17 protein-coding genes are annotated in these 17,174 nt (G+C 36.0%); 5 read left to right on the plus strand and 12 right to left on the minus strand.

Translation table 11 applies throughout. The features are described from left to right. Positions 1-2: 2 nt before the first annotated feature. The 9 genes from FLAVO9AF_RS05245 to FLAVO9AF_RS05285 all read right to left on the minus strand — a co-directional run bounded on the left by FLAVO9AF_RS05245 (position 3) and on the right by FLAVO9AF_RS05285 (position 9,279). The gene (locus FLAVO9AF_RS05245) at positions 3-1,220 is read right to left on the minus strand and encodes a nucleoside permease (RefSeq protein WP_159685375.1); all 1,218 of its coding nucleotides are present in this window, start codon (positions 1,218-1,220) and stop codon (positions 3-5) included. A gap of 41 nt (positions 1,221-1,261) precedes the next feature. Further along, a complete protein-coding gene (locus FLAVO9AF_RS05250) occupies positions 1,262-1,972 on the minus strand; it encodes a DUF1080 domain-containing protein (RefSeq protein WP_159685377.1) in 711 nt (236 codons plus the stop codon). Between the two features lie 167 nt (positions 1,973-2,139). After that, positions 2,140-3,603: a Gfo/Idh/MocA family protein gene (locus FLAVO9AF_RS05255; RefSeq protein ID WP_159685380.1), complete on the minus strand. Its 1,464-nt coding sequence runs from the start codon at positions 3,601-3,603 to the stop codon at positions 2,140-2,142. Positions 3,604-3,617: 14 nt separating this feature from the next. Then, on the minus strand, positions 3,618-3,977 hold the full coding sequence (locus tag FLAVO9AF_RS05260) for a c-type cytochrome (RefSeq protein WP_159685382.1): 360 nt from the start codon (positions 3,975-3,977) through the stop codon (positions 3,618-3,620). A 17-nt stretch (positions 3,978-3,994) separates the two neighbouring features. Continuing rightward, the gene (locus FLAVO9AF_RS05265; protein WP_159685384.1) at positions 3,995-5,047 is read right to left on the minus strand and encodes a sugar phosphate isomerase/epimerase; all 1,053 of its coding nucleotides are present in this window, start codon (positions 5,045-5,047) and stop codon (positions 3,995-3,997) included. Positions 5,048-5,057: 10 nt separating this feature from the next. Further along, entirely contained in the window at positions 5,058-6,212 is a 1,155-nt protein-coding gene (locus tag FLAVO9AF_RS05270) for a Gfo/Idh/MocA family protein (RefSeq protein ID WP_236552278.1), read from the minus strand. Between the two features lie 16 nt (positions 6,213-6,228). Beyond that, entirely contained in the window at positions 6,229-7,932 is a 1,704-nt protein-coding gene (locus FLAVO9AF_RS05275) for a GMC oxidoreductase (RefSeq protein WP_159685388.1), read from the minus strand. A 47-nt stretch (positions 7,933-7,979) separates the two neighbouring features. Beyond that, positions 7,980-8,540: a gluconate 2-dehydrogenase subunit 3 family protein gene (locus tag FLAVO9AF_RS05280; protein ID WP_159685390.1), complete on the minus strand. Its 561-nt coding sequence runs from the start codon at positions 8,538-8,540 to the stop codon at positions 7,980-7,982. 340 nt (positions 8,541-8,880) lie between these two features. Continuing rightward, on the minus strand, positions 8,881-9,279 hold the full coding sequence (locus FLAVO9AF_RS05285; protein ID WP_159685393.1) for a glyoxalase: 399 nt from the start codon (positions 9,277-9,279) through the stop codon (positions 8,881-8,883). A 69-nt stretch (positions 9,280-9,348) separates the two neighbouring features. Here FLAVO9AF_RS05285 and FLAVO9AF_RS05290 point away from each other — a divergent pair, with 69 nt between their 5' ends. Further along, positions 9,349-9,732 (plus strand): acyl-CoA thioesterase, encoded by a 384-nt coding sequence (locus tag FLAVO9AF_RS05290; protein ID WP_159685396.1) that lies wholly within the window; start codon positions 9,349-9,351, stop codon positions 9,730-9,732. 15 nt (positions 9,733-9,747) lie between these two features. On the opposite strand, the gene FLAVO9AF_RS05295 is transcribed toward FLAVO9AF_RS05290, so the two are convergent. Together FLAVO9AF_RS05295 and FLAVO9AF_RS05300 are read right to left on the minus strand one after the other, a co-directional pair. Further along, entirely contained in the window at positions 9,748-11,040 is a 1,293-nt protein-coding gene (locus FLAVO9AF_RS05295; RefSeq protein ID WP_159685400.1) for a mechanosensitive ion channel family protein, read from the minus strand. Then, positions 11,033-11,317 carry a DUF3817 domain-containing protein gene (locus tag FLAVO9AF_RS05300; protein ID WP_159685402.1) on the minus strand — a complete coding sequence of 95 codons (285 nt, stop codon included), beginning with the start codon at positions 11,315-11,317 and terminating at the stop codon, positions 11,033-11,035. Before FLAVO9AF_RS05300 ends, FLAVO9AF_RS05295 begins: the two co-directional genes overlap by 8 nt. Before the next feature lie 105 nt (positions 11,318-11,422). Here FLAVO9AF_RS05300 and FLAVO9AF_RS05305 point away from each other — a divergent pair, with 105 nt between their 5' ends. The 4 genes from FLAVO9AF_RS05305 to FLAVO9AF_RS05320 all read left to right on the plus strand — a co-directional run bounded on the left by FLAVO9AF_RS05305 (position 11,423) and on the right by FLAVO9AF_RS05320 (position 16,450). After that, the gene (locus tag FLAVO9AF_RS05305; RefSeq protein ID WP_159685405.1) at positions 11,423-11,959 is read left to right on the plus strand and encodes a DUF6155 family protein; all 537 of its coding nucleotides are present in this window, start codon (positions 11,423-11,425) and stop codon (positions 11,957-11,959) included. A 104-nt stretch (positions 11,960-12,063) separates the two neighbouring features. Continuing rightward, positions 12,064-13,602, plus strand: coding sequence for a DEAD/DEAH box helicase (locus FLAVO9AF_RS05310; protein WP_159685407.1), 1,539 nt, complete (start codon positions 12,064-12,066; stop codon positions 13,600-13,602). Positions 13,603-13,725: 123 nt separating this feature from the next. Further along, complete coding sequence (locus FLAVO9AF_RS05315) at positions 13,726-15,060, plus strand: DEAD/DEAH box helicase (protein WP_159685410.1); 1,335 nt, start codon at positions 13,726-13,728, stop codon at positions 15,058-15,060. 112 nt (positions 15,061-15,172) lie between these two features. Beyond that, positions 15,173-16,450, plus strand: a complete 1,278-nt coding sequence (locus tag FLAVO9AF_RS05320) for an NAD(P)/FAD-dependent oxidoreductase (protein ID WP_159685413.1) — start codon at positions 15,173-15,175, stop codon at positions 16,448-16,450. 196 nt (positions 16,451-16,646) lie between these two features. Here FLAVO9AF_RS05320 and FLAVO9AF_RS05325 read toward each other — a convergent pair whose 3' ends face one another. After that, on the minus strand, positions 16,647-17,153 hold the full coding sequence (locus FLAVO9AF_RS05325; RefSeq protein ID WP_159685415.1) for a DUF2911 domain-containing protein: 507 nt from the start codon (positions 17,151-17,153) through the stop codon (positions 16,647-16,649). Positions 17,154-17,174: the final 21 nt, after the last annotated feature.

Here is a 17,174-nt window from a genome sequence, read left to right on the forward strand (position 1 = left end):
TATTAGTTATTGGCTGCAATTTTTTGCTTTTCTTTAAAGAAGATAAAAAACAGCAACGCAATTCCTGCTGCAAACAAACAAGGGAAAATCCAAACCGTATTCCAATTGTGAATACCTTCTCCAGCACTGTTTTGGTCTACAATTTGTCCCGCAACGTAGAAGCCAATGTACATTCCAACGCCATAAGTAGCAAGCGTAATCAAGCCTTGAGCTGAAGATCTAATAGAAGCACCCGCTTTTTGATCCGTGTAAATTTGTCCTGTAACAAAGAAAAAGTCATAGCAAATTCCGTGCAGTGCAATTCCTAAATAAATCATCCAAATGTTTTGTCCTACATCGCCATAAGCAAACAATAAATAACGAACTACCCAAGCCAACATCCCGATTAACAACATTTGCTTGATACCAAAACGCACAAAAAACAAAGGCATTAAAAACAAAAATACCGTTTCCGACATTTGCCCAATAGTCATTTTGGCTGCTGCGCTTTCAAGACCAATTTCATTCAAAAATTGATTGGCTTGACCATAATAAAATGCCAACGGAATACAAATAAGAATTGAAGCGATAAAAAACACTAAGTAATTTTTGTCCTTTAAAACATTCAAAGCGTCTAAACCCAAAGTTTCGGCGATTGATACTTTTTGCCCCGCTTTCGGAGGTGGCGTATTCGGTAAGAAAAAACAAAATATACCAAACAAAAGCGATACTATGGCTGATACATAAAAAGTGATATTCAATCTGTCTGGTGTAGCTTCCCAAGCCATAGCCCCAATCACTAATCCAGAGGCAATCCAACCAAGGGTTCCCCAAACACGAACTTTTGCAAACTCTTTTTCAGAATCCGTCATTTGATTCATCGAAATGGAATTGACCAAGGCTAAAGTGGGCATAAAAAGAATCATGTACAGCAATAACAAGGTATAAAAAGAATCAAACGTAGATTTAGTCGATAACAAATAGAGTAGCACCGAGCCTATAATATGCAAAACTCCTAGAATCTTTTGTGCTGAGAAAAATTTATCAGCAATCATCCCCACAATAAAAGGGGCAATAATCGCACCCAAACATTGTGTTCCATAGGCCAATCCGGTTTGTGCTCCTGTTGCTGCTATAATACCTTTTGTTAAATAAGTACCCATAGTAACAAACCAAATTCCCCAAATGAAGAAATTAATAAACATCATGGACGATAATTTGATTCTAATAGTTGTATTCATAGTTCTAGGTGGTTTTTGGGTTAGTGGTTAGTAGGTGAGGGCTATTTACAGCCAGTAGTGGTTTCCATAGTATTCCATTCTTTAATCATAATGTTACGGTACCATACATTGTCTCCGTGGTCTTGCAAGGCAATTTTTCCTTTTTTGAAGGTTCCAAATCCTGGCCAAGCTTTGAATTTACTTCCTGCTACCAATGCTTTAAACGCATCGTCCCAAAGTACTGTCTCTACGACAATTACTCCATTCAAAACATAAGTTAATTTTCCGTTTTTACAAACTACTTCAGCGGTATTCCATTCACCTACAGGTTTTACGGGTTCTGATTTACTCTGAATCAAATCATACAAATCTCCTGCGCGGTGTTTGGTTATTTTTCCATCAGGATGACCGTCATTGTCCAATACCTGCATTTCTAAACCAGTTTCATACGTATTTTTGTATTTCTGTGGATTCTCATTGATGTAAAAAATAATTCCACTGTTGGCTTTTGGCGCCACTTTCCAATCCACTTTCAAATGAAAGTTTTCGTATTCCGCATCGGTTACGATGTCGCCACCTTGACCATTTTTGGCTGCTTCGGGGTCAAAATGCAAGACACCGTCTTCTACTTTCCATCCAGCACCCACGGTAGTTTTGCCGTAAGTATGCCAACCGGTTGTTGTTTTTCCGTCAAAAATCGGTTTAAATCCTTTTTGTGCTTGTACGGTTTGAGCGATTACCAAAACCATAAGCGTTGCTACTATTTTTTTCATTTCAATTGATTTTTTATTAATTCATTAATTATTTGGAGCGGTTAGGAAAAGGCTTTTTTGTTGTCAAAGTCCCGCTGTCCGCTATATCTTTGCTTTTTCTGTAAAAAAGCAAAGGATGCCGCTGCCATCGGGGCTAGAGAGCCACAACTTGAATTCTTGGCTACAAGTTAAAAACTCAAATTTTTCCAACCTTCTCTGTAATTTCGTTTTACAAATTGGTTCACCTCGTCTACATTGGTTACTTTTTTGGCGGTATTGTCCCAAAGTAATTTTACCGAACGTCCTGGGTACACATCTTCTCCTAATACTTCTTTGTACAAATCATAACCACGAACGGCTAGATTCGCCATCAACAAAGCTTCGGTCAATGGACCAGCAATCTCAAACGGTGAACTCAATTCTTTTTTGCCATAACCAGCAATGCATCCTTCAATCCATTGTTTTTGGTGGCCACTGGCTCCGTCTTTCACACGAGGATATTTCTCGGCGATTTTTAGGTTTTCATTGCGACTCAAAGGCAATAATCTTGGATTTTCACTATAGGTGTCGCAAATCATTTTTCCTTTGGTTCCAATAAACAAAGTTCCGTTTCCGCCATCACCAAAGATTTCGTTAGCACCCAATTCCTCGGGACGTTCTGGCTGAATGCCTCCATCCATCCAATGCACTTTGACATCGCCTTTGGTTTTATCCGTTTTAGGGAAAGTCAATACCACGTGGCTCGATGGTGGACAACTATCAGGAAAATACCCTCTTTTGAATTCATCCACATACACAGAACCCACGCTGCATTGTACGTCTTTTGCGTATTTCAAATTCAATACAGAGAATGGTGCTTCTAGCAAATGGCATCCCATATCGCCCAAGGCACCTGTTCCATAATCCCACCAACCACGCCAGTTGAACGGCACTAGTTTGTCGACATAATTTTTGCTTGGCGCTGTCCCTAGCCACAAATCCCAATCCAATTCTTTTGGAATATCGGCTTTTGCCGTAGACCACGGAATCCCTTGTGGCCAAACGGGTCTATCAGTCCAAGCGTAAACGGTGTGTACATCGCCAATCAAATCGGCTTCAAACCATTCTTTTAGCAAGCGCGTACCATCATTCGAAGACCCTTGATTTCCCATTTGTGTCACCACTTTATAGCGGCTTGCCGCCTGAGTCATCATGTGCGCTTCATAAATGTCGTGTGCCATTGGCTTTTGCACATACACGTGTTTGCCCAATTGCATGGCTGCAAACGCTTGAATCGCGTGATTATGATCGGGTGTTGAAACCGAAACGGCATCAAAATTTTTATGCTCTTTATCGAGCATTTCACGCCAATCTTTGTAGAATTTTGCTTTTGGCAAGGCCTTTACGCTATTGGACGCTCTACGCGTGTCAACATCACATAAATAAGCTACGTTGGCTAATCCGCTTTTTTCAAACGAAGCAATATCAGACTGGCCTTTTCCGCCTACACCAATACTCGCTATAAGTAATCGGTCACTTGGCGCTACAAAACCTCTTCCCATTACATGACGAGGAATAATCATAAAGGCTGCCGTTGCTAGTGCACCTTTTTTTAGAAAATCCCTACGAATGGTGGATTCGGGCTCTTTTTTTGGGTTAAAATCTTGATCCATAGATGGGTTTCAATTTATTTGTTCAATGATAAAATGTACTTCGCAATTTTTTTGGCATCGTCTTTTTTCAACGCTCCGTGAGCAGCCATTGGAATAGCGCCCCAAACACCTGAACCTCCTTTGATAATTTTATCCGATAAATAATTGATGTTTTTATCATTCATTGGATATTTTTTGGCAATATCTAAATACGATGGGCCAATTACTTTTTTGTCAATTTTATGGCAAGTAGCGCAGTCTTGTTTTGCGATTAACTTTTCACCTTCTGAAGGTTGCTCCGTTGGAACTACTTTGCTTTTTGGAATAATTACATAATCAGAAAAAGCGCTCAAAACACTTACACTAATGATGGCTGCCATTATTTTAATTTTCATTTTTCTTGCTTTTATATTTATAATCCTAAATTTTTTCTGTTCAATTCGGTGTTGGTACTGACTGCTGCAAAATCATCAAAAGCTTTATCAGTAACTTTAATGATATGTTTTTTGATAAATTCGGCACCTTCTCTCGCACCATCTTCTTGATTTTTCAAGCAACATTCCCATTCCATTACGGCCCAACCTTTGTAATTGTATTGCGCCAGTTTGCTAAAAATGGTTTTAAAATCAATTTGACCATCACCAGGCGAGCGATAACGCCCCGCACGATTGAGCCAACTTTGATAACCTCCAAAAGTGCCTTGTTTTCCAGTGGAATTGAATTCGGCATCTTTTACGTGAAAGGCTTTAATCCGCTCGTGATAAAAATCGATATACTGCAAGTAATCCAATTGTTGCAATACAAAATGCGAAGGGTCGTACAACAAACAAGCGCGTTGGTGATTATCAACGGCTTTCAAAAACATCTCGTAAGTTTCGCCATCAAACAAGTCTTCACCTGGGTGAATTTCGTAGCAAACATCTACACCATTTTCGTCAAAGGAATTTAGTATGGGTAACCAGCGCTTGGCCAGTTCTTTAAATCCTTCTTCAATTAATCCCGGAGGACGCTGTGGCCAAGGATGAAAATATTGCCATAACAAAGAACCACTAAAGGTTGCGTGAGCTTCTAAACCTAAATTTTGAGAAGCCTTGGCGGCATAATGCATTTGCTGAACGGCCCATTCTTGTCTAGCTTTAGGATTATCTCGTACTTGAGCAGGGGCAAACCCATCAAAAAAATCATCATAAGCAGGATGAACAGCCACCAATTGACCTTGTAAATGAGTCGATAATTCAGATATTTTTAGCCCGTAAGAAGCAACTTTACCAGTAAGTTCATCAGCATAGTTTTTGCTTTCGGCAGCTTTTTGTAAATCGATAAATCGGGCATCCAAAGTTGGAATTTGAATCCCTTTGAATCCCAAATCAGCCGCCCATTGACAAATACGGTCTAACGAATTAAAAGGAGCTTCATCCGAGATAAATTGGGCTAAAAAAACGGCTGGGCCTTGCATTGTGGTCATTTCTATTGATTTAAATTTTAAATTCGGTCCATTTTTGAGTCGAAAGCCCAGAGGCAATCACATTTTCTATAAAAGCCATACCGCGCACCCCATCTGAAACAGTTGGAAAATCAAGCATTTCAGCAGTAGGTTCTTTACCTTCTAATTGGGCTTGAAGGGTTAAGGCGAAGTTTTTATACAAATTAGCAAAAGCTTCTAAGTACCCTTCTGGATGTCCGCTTGGGATTCTGGTATTAAATGCAGCTATTGAAGATACATACCCATTTCCTGTTCGATAGATTTGTGCTGGAGCATCTAGCCATTTTACGATTAAAGTATTCGGTTCCATTTGGTGCCATTCAAGGCCTCCTTTTTCACCATACACTTTAATTTTAAGACTGTTTTCCTCGCCAGCTGCAATTTGGCTGGCCACTAATATTCCGTTGGCACCATTGTCAAATTTAAGCAACACATTGCCATCATCGTCCAAACGTCTATTGGCTACAACGGTATTGATATCAGCGCAAAGTTGGGTGATTTTTAATCCTGAAATGTATTCGGCTAAATGAGCAGCATGGGTTCCAATATCCCCCATACAGCCACTAATTCCGCTTTTTGAAGGGTCGGTGCGCCAAGCGGCTTGTTTGTTGCCTTCCTTTTCAAATGAAGTACTCAACCAACCTTGAGGATATTCTACCATAATTTTGCGAATAGCGCCCAATTGGTTATCGACAATCATCCTTTTGGCTTGTTTCACCATAGGATAACCAGAATAGGTGTGTGTAAGGCACAATTGCAATCCTGTATCCTTTACTTTTTGTGCTAACTTCTTGGCTTCATCAAGGGTTAGTGTCATTGGTTTGTCTAAAACAACATGAAAACCGTAATCTAACGCCATCATAGCTGGGACAAAATGTGCATGATTGGGCGTTACAATCGATACAAAATCCATTCTTTCGTTGGGTGGTAATTTTGCTTCGGTGGTAATCATTTCTTCGTAAGAACCGTAACATTTATCTTTTGGTAAAAACAAAGCCTGACCTGATTCTATCGATAGTTCAGGATTAGAGCTAAACGCACCGCAATGCAATTCGATTGAACCATCAATGTTGGCGGCAATGCGGTGTACTGCTCCAATAAAAGCATTTTTACCACCGCCAATCATTCCCATTTTTAATTTTCTCATGCTTGACAATTGGTCTCTATATATTTTTCTTTTTCAATTCTTTTACGGCATAATCACAAGCTCTTGCAGTCAAAGCCATGAAGGTCAATGATGGGTTTTGACAAGCTACAGAAGGCATACAAGAACCATCTGTTACAAATACGTTGCTCACTTCGTGCATCTGATTCCATTTGTTCAAAACAGATTCCTTAGGGTCGTTCCCCATACGAGCCGTTCCCATTTCGTGAATAGCCATACCTGGGAAACAACCATTATCATAAGTTTTGATATTTTTTAACCCCGCAGCTTCTAGCATTTCTGCGGCATCATACATCATATCTTCACGCATTTTGGCTTCATTTTCCTTGTATTCACAATCAATAGCCAAAACTGGTTGTCCCCATTTGTCTTTTTTCGAATGGTCGATATAGACTTTATTTTCGTAATAAGGCAACATTTCTCCAAAACCACCTAGACCCATAGTCCAAGAATCAGCGGGTCTTGACATCGTTTCTTTAAAATCACCTCCAAAAGCTAATTCAGCGACTTCTTTATGCCAATTCCCTCTACTAGCGCCTCCTTGGTATCCAAAACCTCTCAAATAATCGCGTTTATCACCATTAAAGTTTTGATATCTTGGAATGTAAATTCCATTGGCGCGTCGTCCGTAAGTGTATTTGTCTTCAAAACCTTCGGCAGTTCCTTCTGCACCACATCTAAAATGATGGTCCATTAAATTGTGACCTAATTGTCCACTACTATTTCCTAAACCGTTTGGATGTGCTTCTGAAGTAGAGTTTAATAAAATGAAAGTAGAACCCAAAGTAGAGCCATTAACAAAAACAATTTTGGCATAGAATTCCATCGTTTCATTAGTCTCAGCATCAATAACCATAACGCCTTTGGCTTTTTTGGTGTCTTTGTCATAAATAATATGATTGACAATCGAGTAGGGGCGAACGGTTAGTTTTTTGGTTGCCATAGCTGCAGGTAAAGTAGCAGATTGGGTACTGAAATAAGCCCCAAAAGGACAACCTCTACTGCATAAATTTCGATATTGACAGCTGCCTCTACCATTGAGAGGGACAGTCAAATTGGCTGTACGACCAATCGTTAGAATTCTAGATTTATTATAATGTTTTTCGATACGTTCTTTTACCGATTTTTCAACGCAATTCAAATCCATAGGAGGTAAAAATTGACCGTCGGGCAACAAAGGCCAACCTTCATTTTGCCCACTAATTCCAGCAAATTTTTCTACATAATCATACCAAGGCGCAATATCTTTATAGCGAATCGGCCAATCATTACCATGACCATCTCTCGCATTGTCTTCAAAATTATGGTCACTCAAGCGGTAACTCTGACGACCCCACATTAGGGATTTTCCTCCTACGTGAAAACCTCTATACCAATCGAAGCGTTTATCTTCAGTATATGGACATTCCAAATCATTAACCCACCAACTTTCAGTTGCTTGATTATAAGGGTAATCACGAGTTTGTACAGGATGTGTACGTTTTTGTTCCTCGGTCATTTTGCCTGCATACGGAATTTCCCAAGGCGCTTTCATAGCCGAATCGTAGTCTTTGATATGTTCAATGTTTTTTCCACGTTCGAGCATTAGCACTTTTAGTCCTTTTTCGGTTAATTCTTTGGCTGCCCAACCACCACTTATTCCTGAACCTATAACGATTGCGTCATAAGTATTTTGCTTTTTTAAATCGGTATTGATATTCACGAGTTACTTTTTTTTGAATTAATACTAAAATAGAATTCCAGTCCTTTTTATGTGGCCCAAGCTTTTTGTCCTGGTTTATAGGGAGCGCTACCATCATATTTTCCGGGGATTGGTAAATATTCACGAGCTTGAGTACAACCAATTTCAGAAGAGAAATAGCATAAAATGGTCAAATCTCTAGCAATTAAAAAGAAGGAAGGTTCTTTGTTGCTATCGATAGCTTCTTGCTTCAAATCATTCATCAATTGGATTTTTTCATCAGTTGACAAAGCCAAGAATTCTTTATTGAATTTTGATTTTGCTTTTGCCAACATTGCCTCATACCCATTTTTGAAAATAGTTTGCAGTTTTGGAGGATAACAATCCTTAATAATTAATGGAATCATTGCTCCAACACCGGCAGCTTTAGCTCCAGGAGAACTTGAAGTAGTGGGCAGAATTATATCCGCAAATTCAGCTAAAATTTCTTCTTCTGAAAAGGAATACAAATAAGGGCTTTTTCCTGGTTCATAAACGGTAAAGCTTTCAAACAAAACGCCCATTGTCGTTGCAGAAATGGCTCCTCCCATTAAATAGGCAACTTTTTTTAATGCTTCTCTTCTGTCCATTTTGAATACTATTTAAAAAAATTGGTTATTAGTAATAAAAAACATAATTATCAATGTATTACAATAATAAGTAAAAAAATGACAGATTCTTTTTTATATTAAAAATTTAATGTCATTAATGAATATTTAGCAACAAAATTTTTATTTCTTTCCAAAATGATGAAAGAATTAGAGTAGTAAGAGATATTGAATACGATTTATTAATTTTTTTAAGAGTACTCTTTTTTAAAATAGGCTAGTCAAAAGCAAGAAAATCCAATTTACATACTATTTTACTTGTTAAAATATATAATGAAAAGCTGAAAAAGAATTTCATTGCGTTAAAATGACATTTTATGCTTTACATTGCTTTTTCAAACAATTGAATTTGGCTTTTGAGAAGTTCAATAAGCATATTCATCATTCGTTTGTTTAAGCTGGATGAATTTTGAATATAGGTTTGGTATTCTTCTAAAGTAAAAAGACCAATAATAATTCCTTTTAAAGCGTTTCTAAACTTAATATCCTTTTGAATTGAATTTTCTATCAAAAGCAATTTCTTTTCAGTGGATAGACTATAAAAATCCTTTTTATTTTTAGTAATATAATTTTCAAATGAAGCTAGAAATAAATCATTTTGAAGTTTTAGAATAGGTCGAAGTGTTTGATTTTGAAAGGCTTCCTCGCTAGAGGACTGATTAGTTATTGTGCCAATGGCTTCACCTCTTAATTCCTTTAGCAGAAGATCTCTTGGATTCATTGTTTTTTCTTTAAAGTTAATCAAAAAGTGGTTTGGTAATTTCTTAAATTTGAAAATAAACCTAACAAAATGAGATTTCATACTAGAAAATGGGTAAAACCCGAAGATTTAAATCCAAACGGAACGTTGTTTGGTGGACGATTATTGGCTTGGATTGACGAAGAATTGGCTTTGTACACGATTATTCAGCTCGAAAATTCCCGAATTGTAACCAAATACATGTCGGAGATTAACTTTAAAAGTTCAGCTCGGCAAGGTGATATTATCGAAATAGGTATTGATGTGATACAATTTGGTAATACTTCATTAGTTTTAAAATGCGAAGCCAGAAACATGATGACACGCGAAACTATACTAACAATTGATAAAACTACAATGGTAAACCTTGGGCCTGATGGTAAACCAAAAGCACATGGGAAAACTCAAATTGAATATGTTAAAAACAGACTATAAAAAAAGGGACACTAATTAAAGTGTCCCTTTTGTTTTTCTTACTGGTACTTCGTAATCTAGAAAATTGCTTTCTGAGGGCATTTCATATACTTCCAAGTGAAAATACTTTACAGAAGCAATGACGTGATCAAAGATGTCTGCCATAATGTACTCGTAATTTTCAAAACGTTTGTCAGTAGAAAAGGCATAAACCTCCAATGGTACGCCCTGAGCAGTAAGCTGCAATTGTCGACAAAGCATGACCATATTTTTATTCAATCCCGGATGCTGATGCAAGTATTGATTGATGTATTTTCTAAACAAACCCAAATTGGTCATGTTTCTTCCGTTGATGGCTAAACTTTTATCTACAGTATTAGCTCGATTGTACCGGTCAATTTCAGCTTTTCGTGTTTCTATATAAGGACGGATAAGTTCAATTTTTTGCAATTCATCCAATTCGCTGTCTTCTAGAAAGCGAATGCTACTCGCTTTAATCAAAATATGTCGTTTTATTCGCCTTCCATCAGATTTCAGCATTCCTCTCCAGTTATGAAAAGAATCAGAACTCAAACTATACGTCGGAATTGTAGTGGTGGTATTGTCAAAGTTTCTAACTTTTACGGTAGCCAAATTGATTTCAATAACATCTCCATCGGCGCCATAACGATCCATTGTAATCCAGTCACCTATGCGCACCATATCGTTGATAGCTACTTGAACACTGGCTACAAAACCTAAAATTGTATCTCGGAATATTAAAATGATGATGGCTGATACCGCTCCAAGAATGGTAAGCATTTCTTTTTGACTGATGCCAAATAGCTTTGAAATAATTACAGATATCCCAAACATCCAAAGCACAATCATGATTACTTGCATAAAGCTATCAATCGGTTTGTCGCTGTATCTTGGAATATGTTTTAGATATTCTTGAGTGGTATTCAAAAGTGTTCTTATAATCCAAAGAACAAGTAAAACAATATACACTCCAACTAGCTTACCGAATATATCTTCCCAATAATCATAGCGTTCTAAAATGATTGGAACCGATTTATAAATTAAAGTAAACGGAATTAATTGTGCGATGTAAATCACCGTTTTGTTCGATATAATTAAATCGTCGAACTTGGTTTTTGTTTTTAGCGCAATGACAGCCATAGCGGTAACAAACAAAAACCTGAAAAACATATAAATAGTATAGGTTAGAACAATCAAAATAATGATGTTCAATACCAAACTCAAATAAGAAGAAAACGAATAACCCAATCCCCATTTTCTAAAAATAGGGTAGAGGAAATTAAAGAGTTGTTCTAAGGTTTTATTCATTACTCAAGTATTTCTTTTCAATATAAAAAGTACCAAACGGAATTAATGAACCTAAAATAATAATTGCAAAAGTAGGGAAGGACCACTTTTGGGCATTTTTCAATAGAACGGCTAATACTACATACCCAATGAACAAAACACCGTGACTCATTCCTATCGGATACAAGAGCGTTTTGTATAAATCCATATTGTTGGGTTTAATAAACAACATGTTAGCTAATAAAACTAAATAAGAACATCCTTCTAAAATGGCAGTAATTTTGAATAATTTGAGCATTTTCTAAATTTAAGTAATTTTTATTGTGTCAAAATTAAGGATTCTTGTTGATTATAGCATTTGTAAAGTCAAACTATTTACTTTTACAATTCCTAACGATTGAAAATGAGCAAACGCGAATTAAAAAAATATGTAGCCCAATTAACGAAAGAACAATTGGAAGAACAAGTGATGGAATTGTATGAAAAATTCAGTCCGGTAAAAGTCTATTACAATTTTGTCTTTAATCCAAAGGAAGACACTCTTTTGCAAGAAGCAAAGCTCAAAGTCACCAATGAATATTTTCCGGTTAGAAATCCTGGAAGAAAGAGCAAACCCAGAGCAAAAATGAGACGCTCTGTAGCTCAGAAGTTTATTAAGCATTTTATTCTTTTAGGAGTTGACCCTTTTGTAGTTGCTGATTTAATGCTGTATACAATAGAAATTGCACAAACTTTTGCTGCAGAAAATCCCATTAAGAGCGACACTTTTTACAAAAGTATGTTCAATTCTTTTGAACAAGCCACAAATTATTGTGTTGCAAACGGAATTTTTATTGAATTCAAAGAACGAATTATAGGAATTAGCGCCGAAGCAATGTCGAAAAAATGGCAAAATCGTTATGATTTTGAAACCTTAATCGAAAAAATATCCATTTTGTAGTACCTCTTAAATAAAATTATTTAATCAAAACTATATTTTTTATTTTAATAGTAGTTGATTAACTCTTTTTTCGGTGTATTTTTGCAAAAATCCAAGAAAATACAATGTTAGAAGACACTTTAGAAATTCGAGTTGAAGATAAAAAAGAACTTTATGCCTACCAAAAAGGAGATATAGATGCAATTTTTGAAAGAATAGATAATGCTCCAAATAATCATCATTTATTGTATCAATTGCCTACAGGTGGTGGAAAAACTGTAGTTTTTTCTGAAATTGTTCGCAGGTATTTATCACAACATGACAAAAAAGTAGTCGTACTAACGCATAGAATTGAGTTGTGCAAACAAACTTCAAAAATGCTTAAAGGATTTGATGTAAAAAACAAAATCATCAACAGTAAAGTAAAAGAATTACCAGACCAAAACGATTACTCTTGTTTTGTAGCCATGGTTGAAACTTTGAAAAACCGTATTAATGACGAAAAACTACATTTAGACAATATTGGCTTGGTTATTATTGACGAAGCGCATTACAATTCCTTCCGAAAATTATTGAGTTCATTCAAAAATGCTTTTATCCTTGGAGTTACGGCTACACCATTGAGTTCGAACATTAAGTTGCCAATGCACCAAAGCTATGATGAATTAATCGTTGGCGATACCATTGGTTCTCTAATCGATAAAGGATTCTTGGCGCGTGCTGTTACTTATAGTTATGATGTGGGATTAACTTCTCTAAAGGTCGGAATCAATGGAGATTATACCGTAAAATCCTCAGATGATTTATATACCAATATGGCCATGCAAGAAAAATTATTGCATGCCTACACTGAAAAATCTTTAGGCAAGAAAACCTTAATTTTTAATAACGGTATCAATACCTCTTTGTACGTCTACGAAACCTTCCGCGAAGCAGGTTATCCGATTCGTCATTTAGACAATACCAGTAATAACGAGGAACGAAAAGAAATTTTACATTGGTTCAAGCATACACCAGATGCTATTTTGACCTCAGTAGGGATTTTGACTACTGGATTTGATGAGCCAACTGTAGAAACCATTATATTGAATCGTGCCACAAAATCATTGACGCTTTATTTCCAAATGATTGGTCGTGGTTCAAGAAAATTGCCTGGAAAAGACGAATTTACAGTTATCGATTTAGGTAATAATGCAGCACGTTTTGGTCTTTGGAGTGAACCAGTAAATTGGCAACATATCTTCAAATCTCCTGAGTTTTATCTTGAAAACTTGCGTGATGACCACGAAATCGAGTTGCATTTCAAATACCAAATGTCTCCAGAATTAAGAGCCAAATTTAGCAATACTGCAGATGTGACTTTTGATGTTGATGAAGAACATAAATTGGCAATTAAGCAAAATTTGCGTTCAAAAGTAGTTCTTGATAAATCTCTAGACCAACATGCTTCTATGTGTGTTGACAATGCAGAGTTACCTCAAGAAGCCAGAGCCTTAGCCAAAGAATTGGATGAAGATATTGAATGTCGCATCAAACGTTATTCAAAATGTCTAAGCCAGTGCAGTAAAAACTACCGCGAATGGCTAGTTGATGATTACAAACAAAAACTAACCTTATTAATAGGTAAAAAATACAGAGAAAAAGTCTTAAGTGAATTGGATTAATTTTCAGGAGCTTTTTCCGGCTGTCCACTGTATCTTTTCTTTTTTTAAAGAAAAAAAAGAAAAGGATGCCGTTCCCATCCGGGCTATATAAGGAAACAAACAAGAATTTCAAAAACAGAAAAAATGTCAAAACAATTCTCAGATTTAGGGCTTTCAGCACCCATTGTCAAAGCGATTACCGAAATGGGAATTGTAACACCGACAGAAATTCAGTCTGAAATTATCCCATTAGCCTTGGCGAATACCACCGATTTAGTTGGAATTGCTAAGACAGGAACGGGGAAAACAGCCGCTTTTGGATTACCTCTTTTAGATAAAATTGATGTTACTAATTCTACGGTTCAAGCCGTTATTTTAGTGCCAACTAGAGAATTAGGCAATCAGATTTTTGATAATTTAGTACAATTCGCTAAGTACCAACCTGCTATTTCAATTGCTGTTACTTGCGGAGGAGTTCCTATAAAACCCCAGGTTGAACGTTTGTCTCAACCTACGCATATTGTTATTGCAACACCTGGTCGTTTGATCGATTTAATTGAACGCAAAGCTCTAGATTTAAAAGCAACTTCCTTTTTGATTCTCGATGAAGCCGATGAAATGGTTTCAATTTTAAAGGATAGTTTAGACACCATTGTTGCTGAGTTGCCGAAAAAACATCAAACCTATCTTTTTACGGCTACACTTCCTGGTACTATAAAACAACTCATCCAAAATTACTTGAACAAAAACGTAGTCCAAGTAAGTGCTAGTATGGAAACTATGGGTAATCAAGGAATTGACCATAAGTATATCATAGTGGATCCAATAGAGAAACTAGATGTTTTAATGCATTTTTTGAATACAAAAGAAGGAGAGCGCGGTATAATTTTTTGTAAAACCAAAGCAGCAGTTAACAAATTAGCTAAAAACTTAGCCATTAATAAATTTTCATCTGGAGCTTTACACGGAAGTTTGTCACAAGGAATTAGAGATAGAATTATGGACCAATTCCGTCAAGGGCATATCAATATTTTGATTGCAACCGATTTGGCTGCACGTGGTATAGACGTAGCTGCGATTTCTTATGTCGTGAATTATCATTTACCAGATACGTATGAAGCTTACGTACATCGTAGTGGAAGAACCGCTAGAGCAGGAGCTAATGGACTTTCATTAACCGTTTTACAAGCTGAAGAAGAAGCAGAAATTGCTGATTTTGAACGAGAATTAGGTTTGCAATTTTCCAAATATCAAAAGCCATCAACGGCTAGTATTGAAGAGAATAACGCACTTTTATGGGCAAAACAAATCTTCAAAACCAAACCTAATCACGAGTTAGAAGCTGAATTCAAAACCAAAATCAAAACTATTTTTCATCATCTTACCAAAGAAGAATTGATCGAAAAATTAATCGCCAATTATTGGTTACAAAACAAAACAGAACCTACAGAAAAGCCTGTTAAAAAATTCAAAAACTAAATTTTTCTGCTGATTTATTGTTGTATTTTTATTGAGTACAAATAAAAGAAATAACACATAGAAAGCGTAAAATGTTTGTCTATTGTGAGTTTAACTTCTAAATCAGCAAAAGATGCATATTGTAATTATTGGTGGAGGTTTCGGAGGTATTAATTTGGCCAAAGCATTAACTAATGAAAAAGGTATTACTGTCACATTAGTCGACAAAAATAACTACAATTTTTTTCCTCCATTAATTTATCAAGTAGCCACAGCTTTTTTAGAACCTTCAAGTATAAGTTATCCGTTTCGTAAATTTTTTGCAGGAAAAAAGAATTTGCAATTTCGCTTAGGTGAGTTACTTGAAGTTATATCAAACGAGAACAAGGTTATTCTAAATAATGGAGAATTAGTTTACGATCAATTGGTTTTCGCTACAGGAGCAGAGACTAGCTATTTTGGAATGGAAAATGTAAGGAAAAATGCCATTCCAATGAAAACGCTCAACGACGCTATTGAGATGCGAAATACCTTGTTAAAAAATCTAGAAAAAGCAGCGATTTGTAAGGACATTCGAAAACGCAGAAAATTACTAACTATTGTAGTTGCTGGTGGTGGTCCCACAGGAGTTGAAGTTTCTGGTATGTTTGCAGAAATGCGAAAAAGTATACTCATCAAAGAATATCCAGAATTAGAAACATCTGCCAGTAATATTTATTTGGTCGATGGTGGTGAGGCTTTATTGTCACCAATGAGTGTTGCCTCTCAACAAGATACACTCGAAGCGGTGACAAAACTTGGTGTAGTTGTAAAATTGAATACTCGTGTAGTTGACTACAAAGACGATACCGTATTTTTTGAGGACGGTAACACGATTCAAACAAAGAACTTAATTTGGGCTGCTGGTGTAACAGCCAGAGAATTCGAAGGCATTCCTGCAGAAAGTTATGGTCGTGGAAAAAGAATGTTGACCGATGCATTTAATAAAGTAATCGGTACCACAAACATTTTTGCTATAGGTGACACTTGTTTACAATTAACGGATGAAAATTTTCCGCAAGGGCATCCACAAGTAGCACAAGTTGCCATTCAACAAGGTTTAAATTTAGCTGATAATTTCAAAAAAATACTTCAACAAGACACACTTAAACCATTTGTTTACAAGGACAAAGGTTCAATGGCAATTATTGGAAAAAACAAAGCTGTTGTAGATTTACCAAAACCAAGTCTTCATTTTAAAGGTTTTTTTGCTTGGATGATTTGGCTCTTTGTTCATTTAATGTCATTGATAACTTATAGAAACCGTATCAATACTTTTTATCATTGGATGATTGCCTATTTTTCAAAAGACCAATCGTTGCGTATGATTATTCGTCCAAATAAAAGAATCAAAGAAGAAGTTCCTAAGTAAGTTATTGATTTTATAACTGTTAAAAGCTATTGTCATTATTTGAACTATAATTTATATTATGTAAAATAGAATTTTCAATATTTTAAAACAACTTGCTCTTTGCTCGAAATATTAAAATCTCGGAAGTTTAACGAAATTGATATAAAGCACAAAAAAAAGCACCAATTGGTGCTTTTATAAATTTTATATCCGAATTTTATTTTACCTCAAATCCTATGATTAACTTTTCCCAAAGTAATTCGATTCGGGTTTCCATAATTTTGTATTCTAATTTTTCTACTAATGCATCACCATTTTCATTTTTAACAGTAACTCTTAATTGATCACTACTGGCTTTATAATCATATGATCCCCATTGTTTGGCTTCTTTGTTAAAAATGACAATACTTTCCTTTTCATTTGGTATTACAAAAAAAGAATATTTGCCAGCTGGTAATTGTTTTCCTTCTATAGAAATAGCTTTATCTGTTTCAAAAGTAGTTGCATCATTCGCTCCAGCTCTCCAAACTTTGTCATATGGTACTAATGCTCCCCAAATAGCTCTTCCTTTTACAGATGGACTTCCGTATTTAATTGTAATTGTGGCACCATTAATTTTTCCTGTTACGGTTTCAGCTGGACTAGCTACTTTTTTTTGTGCAAAAGAAAAAGTGCTCATTAAAAGTGAGAAAAAAAAGACTAATGATTTGTGTTGTAATTTCATAATTGAATAGGTTTTAAGAAT

Origin of the sequence: Flavobacterium sp. 9R, assembly GCF_902506345.1 — a bacterium.
In the GTDB taxonomy this organism is placed as follows: Bacteria; Bacteroidota; Bacteroidia; order Flavobacteriales; family Flavobacteriaceae; genus Flavobacterium.

Excerpts from the sequence above, each read along its gene's own strand:
- FLAVO9AF_RS05255 (WP_159685380.1), bottom strand. The coding sequence starts at position 3,603 with ATGGATCAAGATTTTAACCCAAAAAAAGAGCCCGAATCCACCATTCGT.
- FLAVO9AF_RS05315 (WP_159685410.1), top strand. The coding sequence starts at position 13,726 with ATGTCAAAACAATTCTCAGATTTAGGGCTTTCAGCACCCATTGTCAAA.
- FLAVO9AF_RS05245 (WP_159685375.1), bottom strand. The coding sequence starts at position 1,220 with ATGAATACAACTATTAGAATCAAATTATCGTCCATGATGTTTATTAAT.
- FLAVO9AF_RS05260 (WP_159685382.1), bottom strand. The coding sequence starts at position 3,977 with ATGAAAATTAAAATAATGGCAGCCATCATTAGTGTAAGTGTTTTGAGC.
- FLAVO9AF_RS05285 (WP_159685393.1), bottom strand. The coding sequence starts at position 9,279 with ATGAATCCAAGAGATCTTCTGCTAAAGGAATTAAGAGGTGAAGCCATT.
- FLAVO9AF_RS05290 (WP_159685396.1), top strand. The coding sequence starts at position 9,349 with ATGAGATTTCATACTAGAAAATGGGTAAAACCCGAAGATTTAAATCCA.
- FLAVO9AF_RS05265 (WP_159685384.1), bottom strand. The coding sequence starts at position 5,047 with ATGACCACAATGCAAGGCCCAGCCGTTTTTTTAGCCCAATTTATCTCG.
- FLAVO9AF_RS05280 (WP_159685390.1), bottom strand. The coding sequence starts at position 8,540 with ATGGACAGAAGAGAAGCATTAAAAAAAGTTGCCTATTTAATGGGAGGA.
- FLAVO9AF_RS05310 (WP_159685407.1), top strand. The coding sequence starts at position 12,064 with ATGTTAGAAGACACTTTAGAAATTCGAGTTGAAGATAAAAAAGAACTT.
- FLAVO9AF_RS05270 (WP_236552278.1), bottom strand. The coding sequence starts at position 6,212 with ATGAGAAAATTAAAAATGGGAATGATTGGCGGTGGTAAAAATGCTTTT.
- FLAVO9AF_RS05300 (WP_159685402.1), bottom strand. The coding sequence starts at position 11,317 with ATGCTCAAATTATTCAAAATTACTGCCATTTTAGAAGGATGTTCTTAT.
- FLAVO9AF_RS05325 (WP_159685415.1), bottom strand. The coding sequence starts at position 17,153 with ATGAAATTACAACACAAATCATTAGTCTTTTTTTTCTCACTTTTAATG.
- FLAVO9AF_RS05305 (WP_159685405.1), top strand. The coding sequence starts at position 11,423 with ATGAGCAAACGCGAATTAAAAAAATATGTAGCCCAATTAACGAAAGAA.
- FLAVO9AF_RS05295 (WP_159685400.1), bottom strand. The coding sequence starts at position 11,040 with ATGAATAAAACCTTAGAACAACTCTTTAATTTCCTCTACCCTATTTTT.
- FLAVO9AF_RS05250 (WP_159685377.1), bottom strand. The coding sequence starts at position 1,972 with ATGAAAAAAATAGTAGCAACGCTTATGGTTTTGGTAATCGCTCAAACC.
- FLAVO9AF_RS05320 (WP_159685413.1), top strand. The coding sequence starts at position 15,173 with ATGCATATTGTAATTATTGGTGGAGGTTTCGGAGGTATTAATTTGGCC.